Source organism: Candidatus Filomicrobium marinum (genome assembly GCF_000981545.1).
Taxonomy (GTDB): domain Bacteria; phylum Pseudomonadota; class Alphaproteobacteria; order Rhizobiales; family Hyphomicrobiaceae; genus Filomicrobium; species Filomicrobium insigne.
The window spans coordinates 1714421-1733060 of the sequence record NZ_LN829119.1; the positions used below are offsets into that span (position 1 = coordinate 1714421).

General features: G+C 58.0%; 13 protein-coding genes and 1 tRNA gene. 8 read left to right on the forward strand and 6 right to left on the reverse strand.

Translation table 11 applies throughout. The features are described from left to right. Position 1 precedes the first annotated feature (1 nt). Entirely contained in the window at positions 2 to 1207 is a 1206-nt protein-coding gene (exbB, locus tag YBN1229_RS08135; protein ID WP_090227323.1) for a tonB-system energizer ExbB, read from the reverse strand. Between the two features lie 637 nt (positions 1208 to 1844). Between exbB and YBN1229_RS08145 the strand changes: the two genes are divergently transcribed. Further along, complete coding sequence (locus YBN1229_RS08145) at positions 1845 to 3194, forward strand: globin-coupled sensor protein (protein ID WP_046477930.1); 1350 nt, start codon at positions 1845 to 1847, stop codon at positions 3192 to 3194. Positions 3195 to 3418: 224 nt separating this feature from the next. On the opposite strand, the gene YBN1229_RS08150 is transcribed toward YBN1229_RS08145, so the two are convergent. After that, a tRNA-Gly gene (locus YBN1229_RS08150) sits at positions 3419 to 3493 on the reverse strand. Positions 3494 to 3680: 187 nt separating this feature from the next. Between YBN1229_RS08150 and YBN1229_RS08155 the strand changes: the two genes are divergently transcribed. Further along, positions 3681 to 4682 (forward strand): radical SAM protein, encoded by a 1002-nt coding sequence (locus YBN1229_RS08155; protein WP_046477931.1) that lies wholly within the window; start codon positions 3681 to 3683, stop codon positions 4680 to 4682. 3 nt (positions 4683 to 4685) lie between these two features. Here the strand turns inward: YBN1229_RS08155 and mscL are convergent, their stop codons facing one another. Then, entirely contained in the window at positions 4686 to 5090 is a 405-nt protein-coding gene (gene mscL / locus YBN1229_RS08160) for a large-conductance mechanosensitive channel protein MscL (protein ID WP_432264132.1), read from the reverse strand. Positions 5091 to 5483: 393 nt separating this feature from the next. Here mscL and YBN1229_RS08165 point away from each other — a divergent pair, with 393 nt between their 5' ends. Then, positions 5484 to 9023: a hybrid sensor histidine kinase/response regulator gene (locus tag YBN1229_RS08165; protein ID WP_046477933.1), complete on the forward strand. Its 3540-nt coding sequence runs from the start codon at positions 5484 to 5486 to the stop codon at positions 9021 to 9023. A gap of 23 nt (positions 9024 to 9046) precedes the next feature. Here YBN1229_RS08165 and YBN1229_RS08170 read toward each other — a convergent pair whose 3' ends face one another. Beyond that, positions 9047 to 9703, reverse strand: coding sequence for a response regulator (locus YBN1229_RS08170; RefSeq protein ID WP_046480147.1), 657 nt, complete (start codon positions 9701 to 9703; stop codon positions 9047 to 9049). A 274-nt stretch (positions 9704 to 9977) separates the two neighbouring features. Here YBN1229_RS08170 and YBN1229_RS08175 point away from each other — a divergent pair, with 274 nt between their 5' ends. Both YBN1229_RS08175 and YBN1229_RS08180 read left to right on the forward strand, forming a co-directional pair. Then, positions 9978 to 10238: a DUF4212 domain-containing protein gene (locus YBN1229_RS08175; RefSeq protein ID WP_046477934.1), complete on the forward strand. Its 261-nt coding sequence runs from the start codon at positions 9978 to 9980 to the stop codon at positions 10236 to 10238. 66 nt (positions 10239 to 10304) lie between these two features. Next, positions 10305 to 12137, forward strand: a complete 1833-nt coding sequence (locus tag YBN1229_RS08180; protein ID WP_046477935.1) for a solute symporter family protein — start codon at positions 10305 to 10307, stop codon at positions 12135 to 12137. On the opposite strand, the gene YBN1229_RS08185 is transcribed toward YBN1229_RS08180, so the two are convergent. Continuing rightward, entirely contained in the window at positions 12131 to 12601 is a 471-nt protein-coding gene (locus YBN1229_RS08185) for a secondary thiamine-phosphate synthase enzyme YjbQ (RefSeq protein WP_046477936.1), read from the reverse strand. The genes YBN1229_RS08180 and YBN1229_RS08185 overlap by 7 nt on opposite strands. A 22-nt stretch (positions 12602 to 12623) precedes the next feature. Next, positions 12624 to 13172 carry a hypothetical protein gene (locus YBN1229_RS08190; protein WP_139165279.1) on the reverse strand — a complete coding sequence of 183 codons (549 nt, stop codon included), beginning with the start codon at positions 13170 to 13172 and terminating at the stop codon, positions 12624 to 12626. A gap of 412 nt (positions 13173 to 13584) precedes the next feature. Here YBN1229_RS08190 and YBN1229_RS08195 point away from each other — a divergent pair, with 412 nt between their 5' ends. The 3 genes from YBN1229_RS08195 to YBN1229_RS08205 all read left to right on the forward strand — a co-directional run bounded on the left by YBN1229_RS08195 (position 13585) and on the right by YBN1229_RS08205 (position 18634). Then, the gene (locus YBN1229_RS08195) at positions 13585 to 16422 is read left to right on the forward strand and encodes an SEL1-like repeat protein (protein ID WP_160298692.1); all 2838 of its coding nucleotides are present in this window, start codon (positions 13585 to 13587) and stop codon (positions 16420 to 16422) included. 233 nt (positions 16423 to 16655) lie between these two features. Further along, positions 16656 to 17588: a sulfite exporter TauE/SafE family protein gene (locus tag YBN1229_RS08200; protein WP_046477939.1), complete on the forward strand. Its 933-nt coding sequence runs from the start codon at positions 16656 to 16658 to the stop codon at positions 17586 to 17588. Then, on the forward strand, positions 17588 to 18634 hold the full coding sequence (locus YBN1229_RS08205) for a TIGR02186 family protein (protein WP_082101074.1): 1047 nt from the start codon (positions 17588 to 17590) through the stop codon (positions 18632 to 18634). The genes YBN1229_RS08200 and YBN1229_RS08205 overlap by 1 nt, the downstream gene beginning before the upstream one ends. The last annotated feature ends 6 nt before the right edge of the window (positions 18635 to 18640 follow it).

Sequence of the window (18640 nt, forward strand, 5' to 3'; positions counted from 1 at the left end):
CCTACTCTCCCGCTTTCAGATAAGGTGTTCTCGCGGCTTGGCGATCGAGATCGCGCGATACGAGCCGCTCCACCATTGCAGCACCATCTGCGAGTTTCGCTTTGTAGCCCGATATCGAACGCGCAAGTTGATTGTAGAAAATGACGGCTGGAATAGCGGCCACCAGACCGATGCCGGTGGCGAGCAGCGCCTCCGCGATACCCGGCGCAACGACAGCAAGGTTTGTGGTCTGGGCTTTCGAGATGCCGATGAAGCTGTTCATAATGCCCCATACCGTGCCGAAAAGGCCGACAAACGGAGCCGTCGCACCAATCGTAGCGAGAAGGCCGGTGCCGGATGTCATCGCGCGACCAGCGGTTGCCTCGATACGCGCAAGGTGTGATGTGACGCGCTCCTTGATGCCGTCAGCTGGCAAGAGGCCATTGTCAGAACGGATAACTTCATCGCGCGCCGCCGTGACCATTAAAGAGAGCGGATCAGAGGACGTCTGCCGTCGATCGGCTGCAGCCGCGAGGCTGGCGTCTCGCTGCAGGCGGGACATTTCACGCCGAAGGCGACCGGAGGCGAAGCCGAGGTGCGCCAGTTTGGCAAACCAGATTGTCCAGGAGAGCACGGATGCAATGGCAAGCAAGATCATCACGCCTTTGACGATGATGTCGGCGTTGAGAAACATATTCAGCGGCGACAGATCGTGCGGAAGATCCTGCCTGTCGTCCTCACTCGCCGGGGCTGCGGCAGCGGTTGCTGGATTTTGACCCACCGCAGTCGGCACGTCGATTGGAGCTTGATCTGCACCGGCAGATTGGTTCCCCGCCGGAGGAACATCGTCATTCGCAGGTGCGCCCGGGGACTCTGAGGCTGGCGCCGTAATAGTGCTGTCCGTCGCAGAGGGCGAAAGTGCCGGTGAGGTCTGCTGGGCTAGGCCTTGAGCCGGGGACATGGATGGCTGAGCCGTCGCCGGCGGCGTGTTGTCAATTGTTGGAGCAGCCGGAGATTGCGGCTCAACGGCTAAGGGAGCAGGCTGATTTGGCTCGACTGGTGGTGTTGGCGCAGAGTCCACAGCAGGGGGATTGGCGGGCGTCTGAGACGTGCTAGCCGGAGCTTCTTGGCTTAAAGCCGAGGGAGCGAGGCCTGCCGCAACAATGCAGATAGCCGCGAAAAGCGGCCACGTGCGCGCGGCAAACATCGAAGAACGGCTCAATCTCATCTGTATCATCGTCCGCCTTTTGCTTTGCGGTCAGAGTTGGCGGAAAGAATCCGCGGGGGGCGCGTGTCGCGCCAGTCTGCTGCGTGAGTTGGCAAAGTCTCGTTGCGAAGGGCCACCGCACGCTGCGGGAACGTGGTCACGAACGCAGGCCACGAACATGAGCGACACCGCGCGCTCTCAAGTGGCCACGATTGACATCCGTATAAGTATAGCCCCCGTAGCCGGTCCTCACATCTACAATGATGATTTTTTATGTCAAGAATTAAGCCGGGAGTGTCCTCGAACGATGAAAGGTTTTTTGCGCGACAATATGTGGGATGCGGAGCAAGAATTGCGGCGTTTCGCCACGCAAAGCTCAACCGTAGGACCTCGTCGCATCCCTTCAATGACACTTCTCTGACGTTAACACGAACCATCCGCAGGCCATTGGGAAGTCGGTAATGACGGCCTTCAGGCAACGCCCCAGACGGGCAATCTGAAATATCGTGCAGTCGCTAAATGGCAGTGCAGCCCGACCTGAGAGATTGATTCTGCTAAAAGAATCGTTGCCGATTGCCGCATGATTGAGCACGCCATTCTACGCGAATCAGATAACCACAGAGCCTGTGGACAAATATATTCGCAGGCGAGCTATCCAATGACCGGCAGCATCTCAATCAAGTCGCGCTTGGCGTTCAATCAGATCGACGACGCGACCGCCACGCTCCTTCGAGAGAATAAGGAGTTGATTATGGGGGCGCTGCCCGCGGCTCTTGACGCGTTCTACGCCCATCTCAGTAGGTTTCCTGAGACGGCAGCATTTTTCAAGACCTCGGATGTCTCGGCACGGGCCAAAGCGGGTCAGATCCGGCATTGGTCTGTTCTACTCGATGGACGCTTCGATGACGCCTATGTGGCATCGACGGATCGCATCGGGCAAACCCACCACAAAATCGGCCTCGATCCCAAATGGCATATCGGCGGCTATAGCGTTCTGGTTTCTAATCTTTTGGGCGAGCTTTCGAGTCGGATGACGCCGCAGGGATCCACGGTAGTCAGCTATCGCGGCGCGTCCAAGCCAGCCGAACGCAGAGCTCCGCTTGAAGCCGCGATCTTCAAGGTGGTAATGCTGGACCTTGAACTCTCGATCGCTATGTATCTTGAGGCAGGCCGCCGAGACACCCAAAGTCTCGCCTCCACCGTTGTCGAAACGGCAAAATCCGTTGCCCGGACCGCTGACGAACTTCGGACCGCCGCTGAAACGGTAGCGTCCGCGGCGGATACCTCGAGCAGCCAGACCGCCACCGTTGCCGCCGCAGCCGAGCAGGCCTCGGCCAATGTCCGCACAGTTGCCATGGCGGCCGATGAACTAAGCGCTTCGGTCAAGGAGATCGGACGGCAGGTGGCAAGCTCAACGGAGATCAGCCGCAAGGCAGTCAAAACCGCCGATCAGACTTCGGACAAGGTGCGTCAGCTCACGCATGCGTCGCAGAAGGTTGGTGATATCATCGAGATTATCAGCAACATTGCACGTCAGACAAACCTGCTGGCGCTGAACGCCACCATCGAAGCCGCGCGTGCTGGTGAGGCTGGCAAAGGCTTCGCGGTTGTCGCGCAAGAGGTGAAGTCGCTCGCGAACCAGACTGCAAAAGCGACCAGCGAGATCAGCGCGCAGATTGCGGACATCCAGAGTTCTACGGCCGACGCCGTAACCTCGATCGCATCGATCGGAGACATCATCAAGTCGATGGACGAGGTCGCAACCATTATCTCGTCCACCACCGATGAGCAGAACGCAGCGACGATGGAAATCGCCCGCAACGTTCAGGAAGCCGCTCAAGGTACGACGGATGTCGCCGCGAACACCGTGGGGCTTAGCCAATCTGCGGCATCGGCGGAAATGGCAGCGAGCCAGATGCTGAATGCTGTTCTCGAACTTGGGGCCAAGGCAGACGAACTTCGCAAAAACGCTGAAGGGTTCTTGGCGAAAACACGCAGCGCAGCCTGACGGAGACTAACTCCGCCAATGACTTGAGCTGCGCCAGACCTCGATGAGCTGGTCACCACGGTGATGCGGATTCCGATCCGCGTCAGCGGCTCTTCGCAGACACGCATAACGAAGCCAGAAAGCGTTCCGGGACTATTCCGGGACCGTCCTGGTGTCGTTGTCCGTTCGTTCGCGCTATGTCTGATTTTCGACCGGCTGAAAAATGCTCGCAGAGCACTAAAGTATGGAGCGGGCGAGGAGAATCGAACTCCCGACATACAGCTTGGGAAGCTGTCGTTCTACCACTGAACTACGCCCGCATCGCCAAGAGCGTTGATCTAGCACGCCGGCCCGAACTGGAAAAGAGGTCGTTGCAAGTCAGCCGGGTGCAGTTCACTTCGCCCTGATGCTTTTGTGACTTAGGTTCCGGCAGAACGGCGTGATAGGTTGTCCCCAACTGCGTACCCCACAGATGAGCCCCTGAGATCAACGTGGGAACGCGCCCGGATGACGACGAGGACGCCGAATTTGTCGACGACATTTGCTACGCCATCGGCAACGGAGCCACTGGCCAAGTTTACCGATCCCGATGTGACCGCGACCGGCGAACCCCGCGCGCGTGTCGCACTCAGGCAGCTTGAAACGCTTTGGTTCAATACGGGCACGCTCTGCAACATCACGTGCCGCAACTGTTATATTGAATCGAGCCCGACCAACGATGCACTGGTCTATCTGACGGCGGCAGAAGTCTCGCGCTTCTTGAACGAGGCAAAGCAACTCGGAACACGTGAAATTGGCTTCACGGGCGGTGAGCCGTTTATGAATCCGGAAATCCTGGCGATGCTGGGCGAAGCTCTCGCAATGGGCTTCGACGTCCTGGTTCTGACCAATGCGATGACGCCGATGCAACGTCCCCGCATCAAGGAAGGGCTGATGGATCTCCATCGGCGTTTTGGCAGCAGGTTGTGTTTGCGTGTCAGCCTTGATCACTACACGCAAGCTCACCATGAGGAAGAGCGTGGATTGAACACATGGCAGCCGGCAATTTTGGGCCTGGACTGGCTCTGCGCGTCCGGCTTCCGCACGGCGATTGCCGGGCGAACGTGTTGGCACGAAACCGCAGACATGGCACGTCAGGGTTACGCGCAATTGTTCAAGGAGCGTGGCTGGCCGATCGATGCCGATGACGCGGGCCAGTTGATGTTGTTTCCCGAGATGGCGGAAAGCGACACAGTTCCCGAAATCACTACCCGTTGCTGGTCCATTCTCGGCAAGTCACCGGACGAAATGATGTGCGCGTCTTCGCGGATGGTGGTGAAGCGCAATGGCGCCGTCGCACCCGTTGTGTTGCCCTGTACGCTGCTGCCGTATGATACGGCGTTTGAAATGGGAACGACTCTTGCCGACGCCGGAAAGGCAGATGGCGGCATGTTTGACAGCGGAGCGGTCAAACTCTGCCACCGCCATTGCGCGGAATTCTGCGTGCTCGGCGGTGGCAGCTGCTCGTAGTCTTTACGCGCTCTTCTTACGCAGTTCGTCGCGAATTTCAGCCAGCAACGCTTCCGTTGCCGTCGGAGCTGCCGGGGCGGCTTCCTGCTGCTTCTCGAAACGCTTGCGCAGCTCATTGACGGCTTTGACAAGCATGAACACCGCGAAGGCCACGATCAGAAAACTGATCATATTGTTGATGAACAGCCCAATGTTCATGGATACCGGTTCGCTTCCAGCTTCAGCGGCTTTAAGCGGAATCTTGATATCGGAAAAATCAACACCGCCGAGCAGGAGCCCGATCGGGGGCATAATGATATCGTTAACCAGAGACGTTACGATCGTGCCGAACGCGCCACCGATGATGATGCCGACGGCCATGTCGATCATGTTGCCCTTAATGGCGAATTCGCGAAATTCTTGGATAATTCCCATTTTTCAAAGTCCTCTTCGCCGCATCGCTGAGGGCCATTCAGAATGCGGAAATCTTGAGTGGTCAGCGCTCTGAACAACCGAATTTAATCTATACGGTAGGCCATACGTGCCAGCAACGGTGCGATGTGCCAGACAAGCGCCACTTAGAGGGCTTTCCCCATTTTACGGCGGTCTTTGCCGGACATAGAATAGCGCTGCCGGTACTTTAGTTCCTGTGCGCCTTATTCAAGACCGACACCATGCCTGTCGGAGCTTATGGACAAATCCGCTCAAGGCTGGCCAAAGTAGGTTTCCGTCTCGCGAAATCGGCATGTTGCAAGGGCGCTCCGGTGCTCGATGCCCACTTCGCCAGCGGCGTATTCTTCGTTTCGGAGTGTTCGACCGTCGATGCTTGATGCCACGATGCTCATCGTTATTGCGCTGGCTTACGTCGGCGGCTTGTTCGTGATCGCCTGGATCGGTGACCGCGTCCTGCTGCGTTCTCCGCCCGGCAGCGGCGGGCGACCACTTATTTATTCGCTTTCGATCGCTGTCTACTGCACGTCGTGGACGTACTTCGGCAGCGTTGGCCTGTCGGCGCGGACCGGCTACGATTTCATACCGGTGTATCTCGGTCCCATCCTGATGTTCACCCTCGGCCTGCCTGTGCTTATGCGCATCGTCCGGGTCGCTAAAGGTCAGAACATCACGTCGGTCGCCGACTTCATTGCCGCGCGATACGGCAAGAGCCAGACCGTCGCCGCGCTTGTCACGGTCGTTGCCGTGGTCGGTTCACTCCCCTACATCGCGCTACAACTTAAAGCGATCGCCGTAACGATGGAAACGCTGATCGGCAACCACGCGCTGCTGCCGGTAGATCTGCCGCGGTCTATCTTCAACGACACGGCGTTCCTGATCACGGTGGCGCTGTCCGCATTCGCCATTTTGTTCGGGACCCGCCATGGTGATGCGACGGAACACCAGCAAGGTTTGATCCTCGCGATTGCGACCGAATCCCTCGTGAAACTGGCGGCGTTCTTGGCGGTCGGTCTCTTTGTCACGTTTGCGATGGCCGGTGGACCTCAAGCTCTGCTAGCTCAGGCTGCCGCGCATGAAGAAATAGCAAAGATCTTCGGGCAGTCATTTCATGGCGGCACGTGGTTGACGGTCGGTTTGCTAAGCGCGGTATGTATCGTGCTCCTGCCGCGCCAATTCCATGTCGCGATCGTCGAGAACAACTCCGAGTCCGAATTGCGCCGCGCGGCTTGGATGTTCCCGCTCTATCTTGTGCTCATCAATATTTTCGTAGTGCCACTGGCAGCGGCCGGATTGTTGTTTGTCGGATCCCAGGGCAACGACCCTGACTTTTATGTGCTGACGCTGCCAGTGAGCGCCGGCGCGGAATGGATGTCGCTGGTAGCATTTATCGGCGGGCTATCGGCGGCAACTGCGATGGTCATCGTCGAATCTATTGCGCTCGCGATCATGTTGTCGAACGGCGTCATCATTCCGCTGCTTGTGAGGTATCACGTTGCGGATATCGTTGCGCATGGAGACATGGCGCGGCTGTTGCTGACGATCCGCCGCGTCGCGATCGTTGGCGTCCTTTTTCTCGCCTACCTCGTCTTTAGCGCCCTCGGAGAATCTCAGGGGCTGGCCGCCATCGGTCTGGTGTCATTTGCCGCCATTGCCCAGCTTGCGCCCGCTTTCTTCGGAGGTCTTTTCTGGGGCAAAGGGACCAGTAGCGGTGCTCTCGCCGGCATCTCTATCGGCTTTCTCGTCTGGGGCTATACCTTATTATTGCCTTGGGTCGCGAAGGCTGGACTGATCTCGCACGGCATCGTTGAGAATGGCCCGTTCGGGTTTACGTTCCTGCGTCCGCAGGCACTGTTTTTTCTGGAGTTCGAACCGCTCACACACGGCGTTTTGTGGAGCATCGGCGCGAATATCATCGCTTACGTTATGGTATCGTTGGTGCGCGCGCCCACACCGATCGAACGTATCCAGGCCCAGCAATTCCTAAGCGACGAGCAATTTCGTTCGACGCTGCATTCTTCACCGTCGCTGCGTATGTGGCGCTCCCCCATCACGATCGATGATCTCCAGTCCACGGTCGCCCGCTATCTGGGAGAGGAACGTACCGTACGTTCGTTTAGCGACTATGCATCCGCAAACGGCGTGATGCTAATCCCGTCGGCCAAGGCTGATATTCAGATTATGCGTTTTGCCGAACGGCTTCTTGCGAGTTCCATCGGGGCGGCGTCATCCCGTCTTGTGCTCGCGCTTCTCCTGGCGCGCGCAAATGCGACTGGGCCGAACGCGTTGCGTCTTCTTGATGATGCCTCCGAGGCGCTTCACTACAACCGTGACCTGCTGCAATCCGCGATTGACCAGGTTCGCCAAGGGCTGAGCGTCTTCGATAAGGATATGCGTCTGATCTGCTGGAACAGACAATTCCGCGAGATGTTGGATCTCCCCGCGGATCTTGCCCAGGTCGGCATCCCCCTCGATCGTGTTCTGGAAGTCCTGGCAGAGCGCGGAGACTTCGGCCAAGGCAATGTCAAGGATCTGGTGAGCCAGCGTCTCATTCGGCTGGCGGTGACCCGGGAAACCTTCCAGGAGCAGGTTGATGGCGGGCGCCGCATCGTTGAGATCCGCACGAGTACGATGCCGCAGGGCGGTATCGTGACGACATACTCCGACGTGACGGATCGGATCGCCGCAGCCTCTGCGTTGGCGCGCGCAAACGAAAACCTGGAACGGCGCGTGCGCGAACGGACAGCCGAGCTTCTGGACGTCAACGCAGCTCTAGCGGTGGCCAAGACCAAGGCTGACGAGGCCAATCTCGACAAGACGCGCTTCCTGGCGGCAGCAAGCCACGACATCATGCAGCCTCTGAACGCGGCACGCCTCTATGTCCAGAGTTTGTCCGAAAGCTCTATCGATCCTCAGTCAATGAAACTTGTGAGGAACGTTGATGCATCCCTGAATGCTGTCGAGGAAATCTTCTCCACCCTTATCGAGATCTCGCGAATGGACGCGCGTCGCGTTGATGTCGACATTACGGATTTCCCGCTCTCCGATATCTTCGAGCAGCTTAAGCTTGAGTTCGAACCTGTCGCGCGCGAGCGAGGGCTGGCGTTTACGGTTTTACCGACCAACGTTTGGGTCCGCTCCGACCGGCGCCTGCTGCGGCGCGTCCTGCAGAATCTCGTTTCAAACGCCGTGAAATATACGCGCACGGGTAAGGTCGTTTTGGGGCTGCGCCGGCGTGGTGAAGTTGTGAGTTTGCAGGTTCTCGATACCGGTCCGGGCATTCCGGAAGACAAACGCCGCCTGATTTTTCACGAGTTCCAGCGCATCGAGGGCGCGGGCAGCCGCGAGCATGGTCTCGGGTTGGGCCTGTCCATCGTCGAACGCATCTGCTTGATGCTCGGTCATCCGTTGGAGCTGAATTCCGAAGCGGGCAAAGGGTCAATGTTCTCCGTGGTCGTTCCGCTGGCGGTGCCGGTGAAAGAGACGAGAACGACTGTCGTTCCAGCCCGCAAACTGGGATCGCCTAAAGGAAGTTACGTCCTGTGCATCGACAATGAGCCGGCGGTCCTCGCAGGAATGGAAGCGCTGCTGGGAGGTTGGGGGTGCAAGGTGACCACGGCGACCAGCATCCCGACATCTGTTCAGGCCGCGTCGTCCATGCCGGCCTTGCCGGACGTGATCCTTGCCGACTACCATCTGGATCTTGGCACGGGCTTGGCTGCGATCGCGGCCGTGCGGGACAAGCTGAAGGTGGATATTCCAGCCGTCATCATCACTGCCGATCACTCGGCAGAGGTCGAACGCCATGTCCGCGAGGCGGGGCACGCGATTCTGCGCAAGCCGTTGAAAGCAGCGGCACTGCGCGCACTGATGACTCGCCTGCTCATGCAGACGCCAACAGCGGCGCAGTAAGAGAGCCGAGAGCGAAAGGCGAACTATCGGGTCGCCGGCTGGCGCCAACCGTCGTCGATCTTGTTGATCGCGATCACTGCTTGAGTGCGGCTGTCCACGCCAAGTTTCTGCAGGATTGCCGAGACGTGTGCCTTGATGGTGGCTTCGGACACCGAAAGCTTATAAGCGATCTGCTTGTTCAGCAGTCCCTCCCCAAGCATCATCAACACGCGCACCTGCTGCGGCGTTAGTGTGGAAAGCCGCGCCGAAAGCTCTGACGTATCGTCGTCCGCCCCGACGGAAAGATCTGTGCCAGAGGGCATGTAGATTTCACCGCCCAAAACTTGGCCGATGGCCTTGCGAATAGCTTCAGCCGAATGTGATTTCGGAATGAAACCCGAGGCACCGAACTCGATACAGCGCCGTATGGTCGTGGGTTCTTCGCTGGCCGAACAGACAACGACCGGTATCTCTGGGAATTGAGCCCTCAGGAACAAAAGGCCGGACAACCCCTGAACTCCAGGCATGGAAAGGTCCAGCAAAATCAGGTCGATCGCCCGATTGGGCATCAGGCGCATATTAAGTTCGTCGAGGGATCCCGCTTCGTCGATTGTACAGTTAAAGGCTGCGCTCAGCGACTCGCGCAGCGCACCCCGAAACAGCGGATGATCGTCAACGATTATGAAGCTATAGGCTGACATGCGGATTTCAAATACTACCTGCAGCGATTTTGAGCAAACACCAATCGTCGGCGGGTCAGCTATTTGGTCTAGCCGCCAGCCTTGGCCTTTGATCAAACTGAAGTTTCCATTCTGGTCTTAGATCTGACACATGCCGCTATTTAAGCAAGCACGGGTTAAATCAGGCAACGATCTTGTGGGGACTGCCGCACGATAGACGGGCCCCGGGCGTCCATTGCCTCGATTTTCCTGTAGACTGGTTAATGACTGAAAGACGGGAGAGGGGTGAACAGCCATGATGGAACGTAAGGAACGCAAGCCGTACTGGCGCCATACCAAATGGCAGATGCTGGCTAGCCTGGTTCCGTTCCTGTTCGTGATCATCGTGCTTCCACTTTACGCCGAGGGGCTCAATCACAACAAATTCCTTGGTTTCCCACTGGGATATTTCCTGACAGCCCATGGGCTCGTTGTCATTGCTTTGGTGACTGTTGCCAGCTTCGTTAATCGACAAGACGCCATTGACCACTGGCACGGCGCTCATGAGGACAGCTGACGTGCAGCCTTATTCAGCCGTCGGCGCGGTGATGCAGCAACTTTATAGTTTCGCACGGGGTTGCCCATGAGCTTCACACCGCGCGCACGCCTCATAAACCCGCGCCTCGGGACGTACTTCGCCATCTTCGCGAGCGCTTTTGCCGCTCTGGTTCTGATGCTGCTGATGCTCGAGCAGCTTGGCGCCGACGATGGATTGACGCGAGCTGCGCTGCTCTTCGGTATGCTGACAATGGTTGTCGGCATCGGTTTGCTCAGCTTTACGCGCGATCCCTTGGAATATTTCGCTTCAGGACGCCGTGTGCCGGCCGTGTACTGTGGAATTGGTCTGGCGATCTCTACGTTCGGGGCAACGGGTATAGCCTGCTTGACCGGTGTGCTTTTCATCATCGGGTACGATGGCCTCTGGATAATCAACGGGGCGATCGCGGGATTTGTGGTTACCGCCGTGCTGTTGGCGCCGTTTCTCCGTAAGTTCGGTACCTTCACGATTCCCACATACCTCGGTCGACGCTTCGACAGCCGCATGTTGCGCATTGTGTCGGCGGCCCTGTTGGCCGTTCCGACGCTCCTGATGTTTGCTGCCGAACTGAGTATGGGATCGCGGGCCGTCGCGTGGCTTTCGGGCGGAGGCCAAACTCTCGCGATGCTTGTAATGGTACTCGCCGTTTTTATCGGGCTCGTGCTGGGAGGTATGCGTTCGCTCACCTGGAGCAATGTCGCGACTGCCATTGTGGCCGGCGCAGCGCTGTTCGTACCTGTGGCCATTGTCGCCGTGTTGCTCGGCTACCTGCCTTTACCCCAGTTGAGTCACGGGCCGGTGATCCGAGGGGTGGGGCGCGTAGAGGCCATCCAGGGGCTGCCAATTGTCGCTCAGTCGTTCTTGACCTTGAACCTTCCGCCCGATGCGATGCAGCCGATTGCAAAACGATTTTCGGAGCCGTTCGGAGCCATATCGCCGCTGGCGTTCGTGCTGGCAACCCTGACCACGATGGCGGGCGTCGCGGCGGCGCCGTGGCTGTTGCCGCGCATGGCAACAGCGCCGGGTGTCTACGAAGCGCGGAAATCTCTCGGCTGGGCGACATTCTTCTTCGGCGCCATCATGCTGACGTGCGCGACCATTGCCGTTTTCATGCGGCACTACCTCCTTGATGTCACCGGGACGTCGCTAGCGAGCCCGCCCGAATGGTTGCGGACGTTGAGTGCGGAAGGCTTTGCCGAAATCAGCACGCGCGGCACTCAACTGGCCATGACAAGCGTCAACTTCGATCGAGACAGCATTCTTCTCGCCCTCCCTATGGCCGCCGGCTTGCCCATGGTATTCGCCTATCTTGCTGCAGCGGGCATCGTAGCTGCGGCATTCGCCGCCGCAACAGCAACAGCGCTAACGCTGGCAAACTTGCTGTCGGAGGATATCGTCAGCGGCCTCAGCTGGAAGCCGCCCGGCGATGCCTTTCGGCTTGGGGCGGGCCGCATCATGTTGGCTTTGGTCATGACGTTTGGCGGGGTGGTCGCGGTTGTTGCGAATAGCGACGCTCTAAAGCTTTTGATGTGGGCACTCGCACTAACGGGAGCCAGCGCATTTCCGGTTCTGATCGCGTCGATCTGGTGGAAGCGCATCAATGAGTTCGGCGCCTTTGCCGGACTCGTCACAGGTTTCGCCGTCGGCGTGTTGATTATTTTGGCGGGCGAAGCGGGTCTGATTTCTGTGTCCAGCGCCCTGGCTGCGGTCCTCGCACTGCCCTCTAGCGTTCTCGCCATGGTCGTCGTCTCGCTTACGACCACGCCACCGTCTCGTCACGTGATGGAGCTTGTATTGGACCTGCGTGTTCCGGGCGGAGAGCTACTTTATGATCGCGAGATGCGGATCATGAAGCAGAAAGAACGCAAGCGTCACTGAACACCCGCGTCCGAGAAAAACGTTCCGAGATAATGTAAAGCAATCTCGCGGCTATGAGGCCGCGATCGATGCTCAATGACGTAAAGTCCTTGCCACGTGCCAAGGACCATGCTGCCGCCCACCACGGGAATGCCGAGTGACGTCGACGTCAACATCGATTTGATGTGGGCGGGCATGTCATCAGGCCCTTCGGTATCATGGACGTAGTGGGGCCCCTGCGGTGCTAGTTGATCGAGCGATCGAAGCAGATCCACTTGCACGTTGGGATCTGCGTTTTCCTGGATCGTCAACGAGGCTGAGGTGTGCCGTATGAAGGCCGTCAATAAGCCGTTCTCAGCCCCGATCTCCGTGAGCCAGTTCGCGAGGTGCCGGGTCACATCCTGAAACCCCGCACCATTCGTTTCGACAACGATATGGCCGTGGGCCTGCGACAGCGGGTGGCGAACGGTGTCCTGGGCCAACATCGTGACTGCTCTAAAGCTGTTCTTACAACGGGGTGCCGCCAGGCTTCGCGCCTGGGAGCGAGTTAGGTGTCGGCGCCGGCGTGGAATCTGGAGACGGGGTTGGGTCGGGTGTAGAGTTGGGGGGCCTATGGTCTGGTTGGGTTTTGTCGCCGAAGTGTTCGAACCGTTCCCGAAACTTTTTGATCATGCCCTCTAGATAATCGACGGCCTGATCGACTTCCTCTTCGCTGGGGAGCTGAAATTCCGGCTTCGGTGCGCCGCTGAGCCCGCGTTTCCCGTCGATGAATTCATCCTCCAGGCGCCGCAATTCTGCGCGAAGCTCAGCGTTTTCCGATTTCAATTTATCGATGTCGCTTTGCGGGTCTTTGCCGCTGTTCTCCATGGGCTTGCAGGACCAGCCTGCATCTCCTTTTGAACAGAGCGACATGGCACCCGTAACCGTGTCCAGGCGCACAAAACCGTCGTCTGTCGGCGCCATAGTGTAACGAGTGGAATCCGATTGGGCGAAAACCGCTGGTGCGGTAAGCGCGACGAGGGATATGGCCCCTGCCCGAAGAATAGCTCTGTGCACGGCCAACCTCCTTTGTGAGAGCAACAATAAAACGGCGGCTAAGAGCTTTCACGCACGGCCTTAGCCGGTCCGCCGTGTGGGCCGTCATGCCCACCTTTAGGTGCGATAGCACGGGCTGCGTTCGTACTTATGGCAATTCGCGCAGATGCCCGCTCGTTCCGCCCGGAGAGTACGGAAACGGCTGCGATTTTATGGTGCGCCAGAGCAATGTCCAAGTTTAATCCGATATTTAACCGAACATTTACTGGGGGATGAGAATTTTAGTCTGAACGGTTCCCAACTTGTGCCGATTTTTGGACCGGCTCGCGCTCGCCCCTTGCAGATTATCGAAGGATGGCTGCACCCATCGGCCATTCGCCGCAGTAGTCGGGCGCGCGAGCGCTTCTTGATTAGCCAAGTGAATGGATGTGAGATGTCGAACCGCCAACAGCGAATCCCGTCGCCTGTGAACCAGCAGGGTGGCCGGTCGTCTACGCACCCAGCAGGTTTGACCGAAGAGCTGACGGCGGTCCTCAAGCTCATCGCAACGCAGAACGCCAAGGCGCGCGACGCAGAAGGCCGAATTCCGCCGTCAGACAAAGACGAGCGCGGCTCCGAAGGCGCGGCGCACGCACCCGCTGCCTGGGATCATTCGTCGGCGATCGACCGGATACAGGACGAAATTGGCGCACTAAGCGAACGGTTTGCGGGCGCAGGGCCCGATACCGCTGGCTTTGACGAACCGCTTGCGCAAGACAACCGACAGGTGGCCCCAAAAGTTGCCGAACCTTCGGCGGATGACGAGCCGTGGGACCTAGCCACGGCTGAAGCGCTGACGCGCGTCTACGAAGTCGCGGCACTCGCCGGGGCACCGGCTACGCACGGTGACGCCATAACCAATCATCCCGCAGCGGTAAGCGATACAACGAGCGAAACCAACCGCGCAAAGCGAGATTGGTTGGAAGAACGCTTTGCAGGCATCGCTGCAAAATTGGAAAGCTCGCTGGCGGACGAGCATGAGAATAAGACCGTCGAACATCTCGACAGCCGGCTCGAGCATCTCGAAATTCGAATCTGCGAAGCCCTCGAAGGCCTAGTGACCCGATCTGATATCGAGCACCTACGTCCAGCTAGTGCACAATTCGAAACGGTTGCGGATCACTTGGACCGCACGACCGTCCAACTTTCGCGGCTCGACACAATCGAAGGCAATCTCAAAGCCATATTGGATCGTCTCGCCAATGAACGCTTCGACAACGAAGGCGCGGTAGCGAGCGAGCCCGTTGATATCCAGGCCGTTGCTGATGCGACGGCGAACAACATTGTCGCGCGCCTGTCCGACATGGGGCTCGGTCATGTCAACAGCAAAGAGCTTGCGGAAATCCGTCAGTCTATTGATTTGCTGATCGAAGAGCGCCGCCGTCACGACGAAGAGGCGGTCACGATTCTCGATACGTTGCAACAGGCGATGATTGGCGTGATTGATCGCGTTGATGCGCTCGCTCAATTGCAGAACACAATTGCTGAATTCGAAGATCCTCTGCCCGCCTATCCCGATAAGCTTATGGACGGCGACGAAGACGCACAGTACGGCGAAGCGGCAGGCATGGTGGATCCATACGCCGCTATGCCCGAACGGGAGAGCGACCTATCGCATTCGGCCAACTCGCTGCATGCAGCTTCGTCCTTCACCGACGAGCCAATGCAGCAGGCATCCTTAGCGTCCCAGGAACGTCTGCCGTCCCAGTCGGGTCCCCACACGTTTGAAGACGCGGACGACACCAGGTTCAGTGATGCAGCTCCTTCTGACGTGAGTCCTGTCGATCGTATTCGTCAGGAACTGATCGCGGACGCAAAGCGCGCCCGGCAGCAGGCGAGCGAACAGGCATCGAAGTCGACGATGGCGGGCATTGTCGATAAGATTCAGAAAACGGCCAACGCTCGCATCAAGCGCGGTGATGGCGATAAGCATGAAGCGAATGCCAAACTCGCGGCTCCCAAGGCGGTAAAGCGCAGCAAGAAGCCCGCCTCGGCTGCCGCTAGCGGAGCGTTGTTCGGTCGGCGGCGCAAGCTTCTGGTCGGCGCCGTTATCATTCTATTTGCCACGGCCGGTGCGCTGATGATGTTGCGCGCGACGAAAACCGATGCCCCTAAGGCTCCAGCTGTGAGCATTGAGCAGAATACGGGGTCTGCGCTTTTTTCAGCTCCAGAAGCATCAGCTCTGAACGAGAGCGATTTGGAAACCGATCGCGCTCAGCATGAACTGGAAAGTCCCGCTTCAGTGCCGGGTCAAACGGGCGAACTCGAAACGGCACCGCTTGAATATGATGGTCTCGCGGCTGATCCGGTCCGCCCTGTCGCGTCCAGCCTGCACGGAATCAAAATCCAGAATTCGGCCCGCGCTTTGACGCCAGACCAGATGGCGCAGCTCGATGAAAAGCGAGCCATGGCGCAACTCTCAACCAAACTTGGCGAAGCTGCCGCCCACGCCGTTCCGGCCGCGCTCTTTCCCGGTTCAGGAACGAGCACCGCCGCCGTGGCACCGATTACGAAAGCCCAAACGGCAAATGCATCCGGCGGAATGGTCAAGCGCACGCCTCTGAACCTGCCTCCGGCAACCGTTGGGCCGATGTCTCTCCGGATGGCCGCAGCCAATGGCGATGCGTCAGCCGAATTCGAGGTCGGAGCTCGTTTGGCCGAGGGTAACGGGACCGATCAGAATTTCGAAGAAGCAGCCCGCTGGTATCAGCGCTCCGCTGCGCAAGGTTTCGCGCAGGCGCAATATCGTTTGGGCACGTTCTATGAGCGCGGCCTCGGCATGAAGAAAGATCTGGCGCGTGCCCAAATCTGGTATCAGCGCGCCGCCGAGACCGGCAACATCAAGGCGATGCACAACCTAGCGGTTTTGAGCACCGGAGGGGACACAGGAACGCCGGATTACAAAACGGCAGCCAAATGGTTTTCTGAAGCGGCCGAACGTGGTCTCTCTGATAGTCAGTACAATCTCGCTGTTTTGCATGAGAATGGCTTAGGGACGGAAAAGGATTTGCGTCTCGCCTATCTTTATTTCTCGCTAGCCGAAAAATCTGGTGATGGAGAAGCGAAACGCCGTCTTGAGATACTCCGCCCACAACTTTCGCCAGATCAATTGGAAGTGGCTGAAGGGATGGTGAAATCGTGGCGCCGCAAGCCGACGGATCGTCTCGCCAATGATGCACGTGCGGCCGGTGAAGATTGGAAATCACGTGCTGATGTAGGCTACGGGGGTTAACCTGGAAAATTCAGGTTAGCCGATTTTCGTCGCTGATTTTTGCTGCGCTCATCGCTTCAATTTTAATGCGAGAAATTCGAAAAGATGTGCTCAAAAAATTTGCCTGTTCCGATTGGTCGCACGTCTTCCTACCGTTTAGTCGGGGAATGCGTCTAGCCAACGCGGTTGCGATGTCTTATTCAGACGGCCCAGCATAATTAGCTCAACAAAAATAACGAACTCGATCGGCGGGAATGGATCTCTATCTGCCTATTGCCGAGTTATCGGTAAACGTATTCGTATTTCTCGCCATGGGGGCCGCAGTTGGGTTCCTGTCGGGGATGTTTGGGGTTGGCGGCGGGTTCCTAATTACACCGCTCTTGATATTTTCCGGGATACCGTCAGCCGTTGCGGTTGGCACAGGAGCTGCTCAGACAGTCGCCTCATCCGTATCCGGTGCGATCGCTCAATATCGCCGTAATAACGTAGACGTGAAGATGGGCTTCCTCCTCCTTATGGGAGGTATCGTCGGTGCAGTCATCGGTGTGCAGGTCGTGAAGCTGCTACGCCAGATTGGCCAGTTCGACCTGTTCATTTCGCTGGCTTACGTGTTCTTCCTCGGAAGTATTGGCACCTTGATGATGATCGAGAGCCTGAATGCTGTCCGTCGCTCATTTAGTGCGAACCAGGCCACAACGGCCATTAGGCGAAGCCACCACAATTGGATTCACGGGCTGCCGCTGAAGATGCGCTTTCATCGCTCGCGGCTTTACATCAGCGCCATACCGCCCGTAATGATCGGCGCCTTCGTGGGGCTGCTGGGTGCTATTATGGGCGTCGGTGGCGGGTTTATCATGGTGCCCGCGATGATCTACCTGCTGCGTATGCGCACCGGGCTTGTCATTGGCACTTCGTTGTTTCAAATTTTATTCGTTACAGCGGCCACAACCGTTCTTCAAACGACGCAGAACTATAACGTAGATATCGTCCTTGCCTTAATTTTGATGGTTGGAGGCGTGATAGGAGCTCAGTTTGGCGCAGTGGCTGGTGAGAAGCTCAAAGGCGAGCAGCTCCGCTTTCTGCTCGCGGGACTTGTCATACTTGTCTGTCTGCGCATGGGCTGGGATCTTGTCGTGATGCCGACCGAATTATTTTCCATTAGCGGCATCACGGGAGGGAGTCACTGATGGGGTTGAGGGAGCTGAACGAGAGCGTACGCGTTTGGTGGACGGAAGTCCGTGCAAGCGAGGTCGGCCGCATTTTTACAGTACGTAATATCGCGCTGGCCGTCGCCGCGGTTTTGATCGTTCTCGCCATTGCGTTCAGCTGGCCCAAGAGCGAAAAAGCTCCCCAACCTAAATCTCCAAGTGAGAGTGCGGCGAAGGCACCTGCCAAACCGCAGCCTGCACCCGAAACGCAACCTAAAGCCAAATCCGAGCCCGGTACCATCACGACGACGCCACCGCTGGCAACTGCGCCAGCCCGTCGTGGAACTTCGGTGGGGCGTGAAACGGTTGAGGCTGACGTCTCGACTCGGTCGGTATCGATTACCTCGAACTTCTCCGGCACGGAAATCGTGGTGTTCGGCGCAGTTGACGACTCGCATCAAGAGACGGCCGAGGCAGGCATCTACGATGTGGTCGTGGTGGTCGAAGGCACCCAGGTTCCACTCGTTGCACGTCGCAAATCCAACGTCGCCGGTATCTGGATCAACACTGAGTCGGTGAAGTTTGAGAGAGTGCCGAGCTACTACGCAATTGCGTCGACACGGCCGATCGAAGAGATCGCCGATGAGCGGGTTTTGCGAACCCAGCAGATCGGCTTCACGCACGTGCCGATGATGCCGGATCCGACCACAAAATCGCAGCTCAAGGAGAAAGAGCTTGAGCAATTCCGGGATGCGGTCATTCGCCTGAAGAAAGACGACGGCCTGTTTATCAAGAAGCCCTATGGCGTGGCCTTTATCGGAAAAGCGCTCTTCCGGACGAGTATCGATCTTCCGGCAAACGTGCCGGTCGGACCGTTGACCACGAAGGTTTATCTGTTCCGCGATGGGAGCCTTCTGGCCGATTACGAGGCGCATGTAACGCTGCAACGTGAGGGCATGGAAGCGTTCCTGCACTCGTTCGCCTTTGACCGTCCTTTTCTATACGGCTTGTTTGCGGTTTTCCTCGCGGTGACGGCCGGCTTAGCGGCTTCCGCATTCTTCCGGAGGCGTGGAGGTGCACACTAGGGGGCA

Coding starts and splice junctions, on each gene's coding strand:
- YBN1229_RS08170 (WP_046480147.1), bottom strand. CDS start 9,703: ATGTCAGCCTATAGCTTCATAATCGTTGACGATCATCCGCTGTTTCGG.
- YBN1229_RS08145 (WP_046477930.1), top strand. CDS start 1,845: ATGACCGGCAGCATCTCAATCAAGTCGCGCTTGGCGTTCAATCAGATC.
- YBN1229_RS08185 (WP_046477936.1), bottom strand. CDS start 12,601: ATGTTGGCCCAGGACACCGTTCGCCACCCGCTGTCGCAGGCCCACGGC.
- YBN1229_RS08175 (WP_046477934.1), top strand. CDS start 9,978: ATGATGGAACGTAAGGAACGCAAGCCGTACTGGCGCCATACCAAATGG.
- YBN1229_RS08195 (WP_160298692.1), top strand. CDS start 13,585: ATGTCGAACCGCCAACAGCGAATCCCGTCGCCTGTGAACCAGCAGGGT.
- YBN1229_RS08180 (WP_046477935.1), top strand. CDS start 10,305: ATGAGCTTCACACCGCGCGCACGCCTCATAAACCCGCGCCTCGGGACG.
- YBN1229_RS08155 (WP_046477931.1), top strand. CDS start 3,681: ATGACGACGAGGACGCCGAATTTGTCGACGACATTTGCTACGCCATCG.
- exbB (WP_090227323.1), bottom strand. CDS start 1,207: ATGAGATTGAGCCGTTCTTCGATGTTTGCCGCGCGCACGTGGCCGCTT.
- YBN1229_RS08200 (WP_046477939.1), top strand. CDS start 16,656: ATGGATCTCTATCTGCCTATTGCCGAGTTATCGGTAAACGTATTCGTA.
- YBN1229_RS08205 (WP_082101074.1), top strand. CDS start 17,588: ATGGGGTTGAGGGAGCTGAACGAGAGCGTACGCGTTTGGTGGACGGAA.
- YBN1229_RS08165 (WP_046477933.1), top strand. CDS start 5,484: ATGCTTGATGCCACGATGCTCATCGTTATTGCGCTGGCTTACGTCGGC.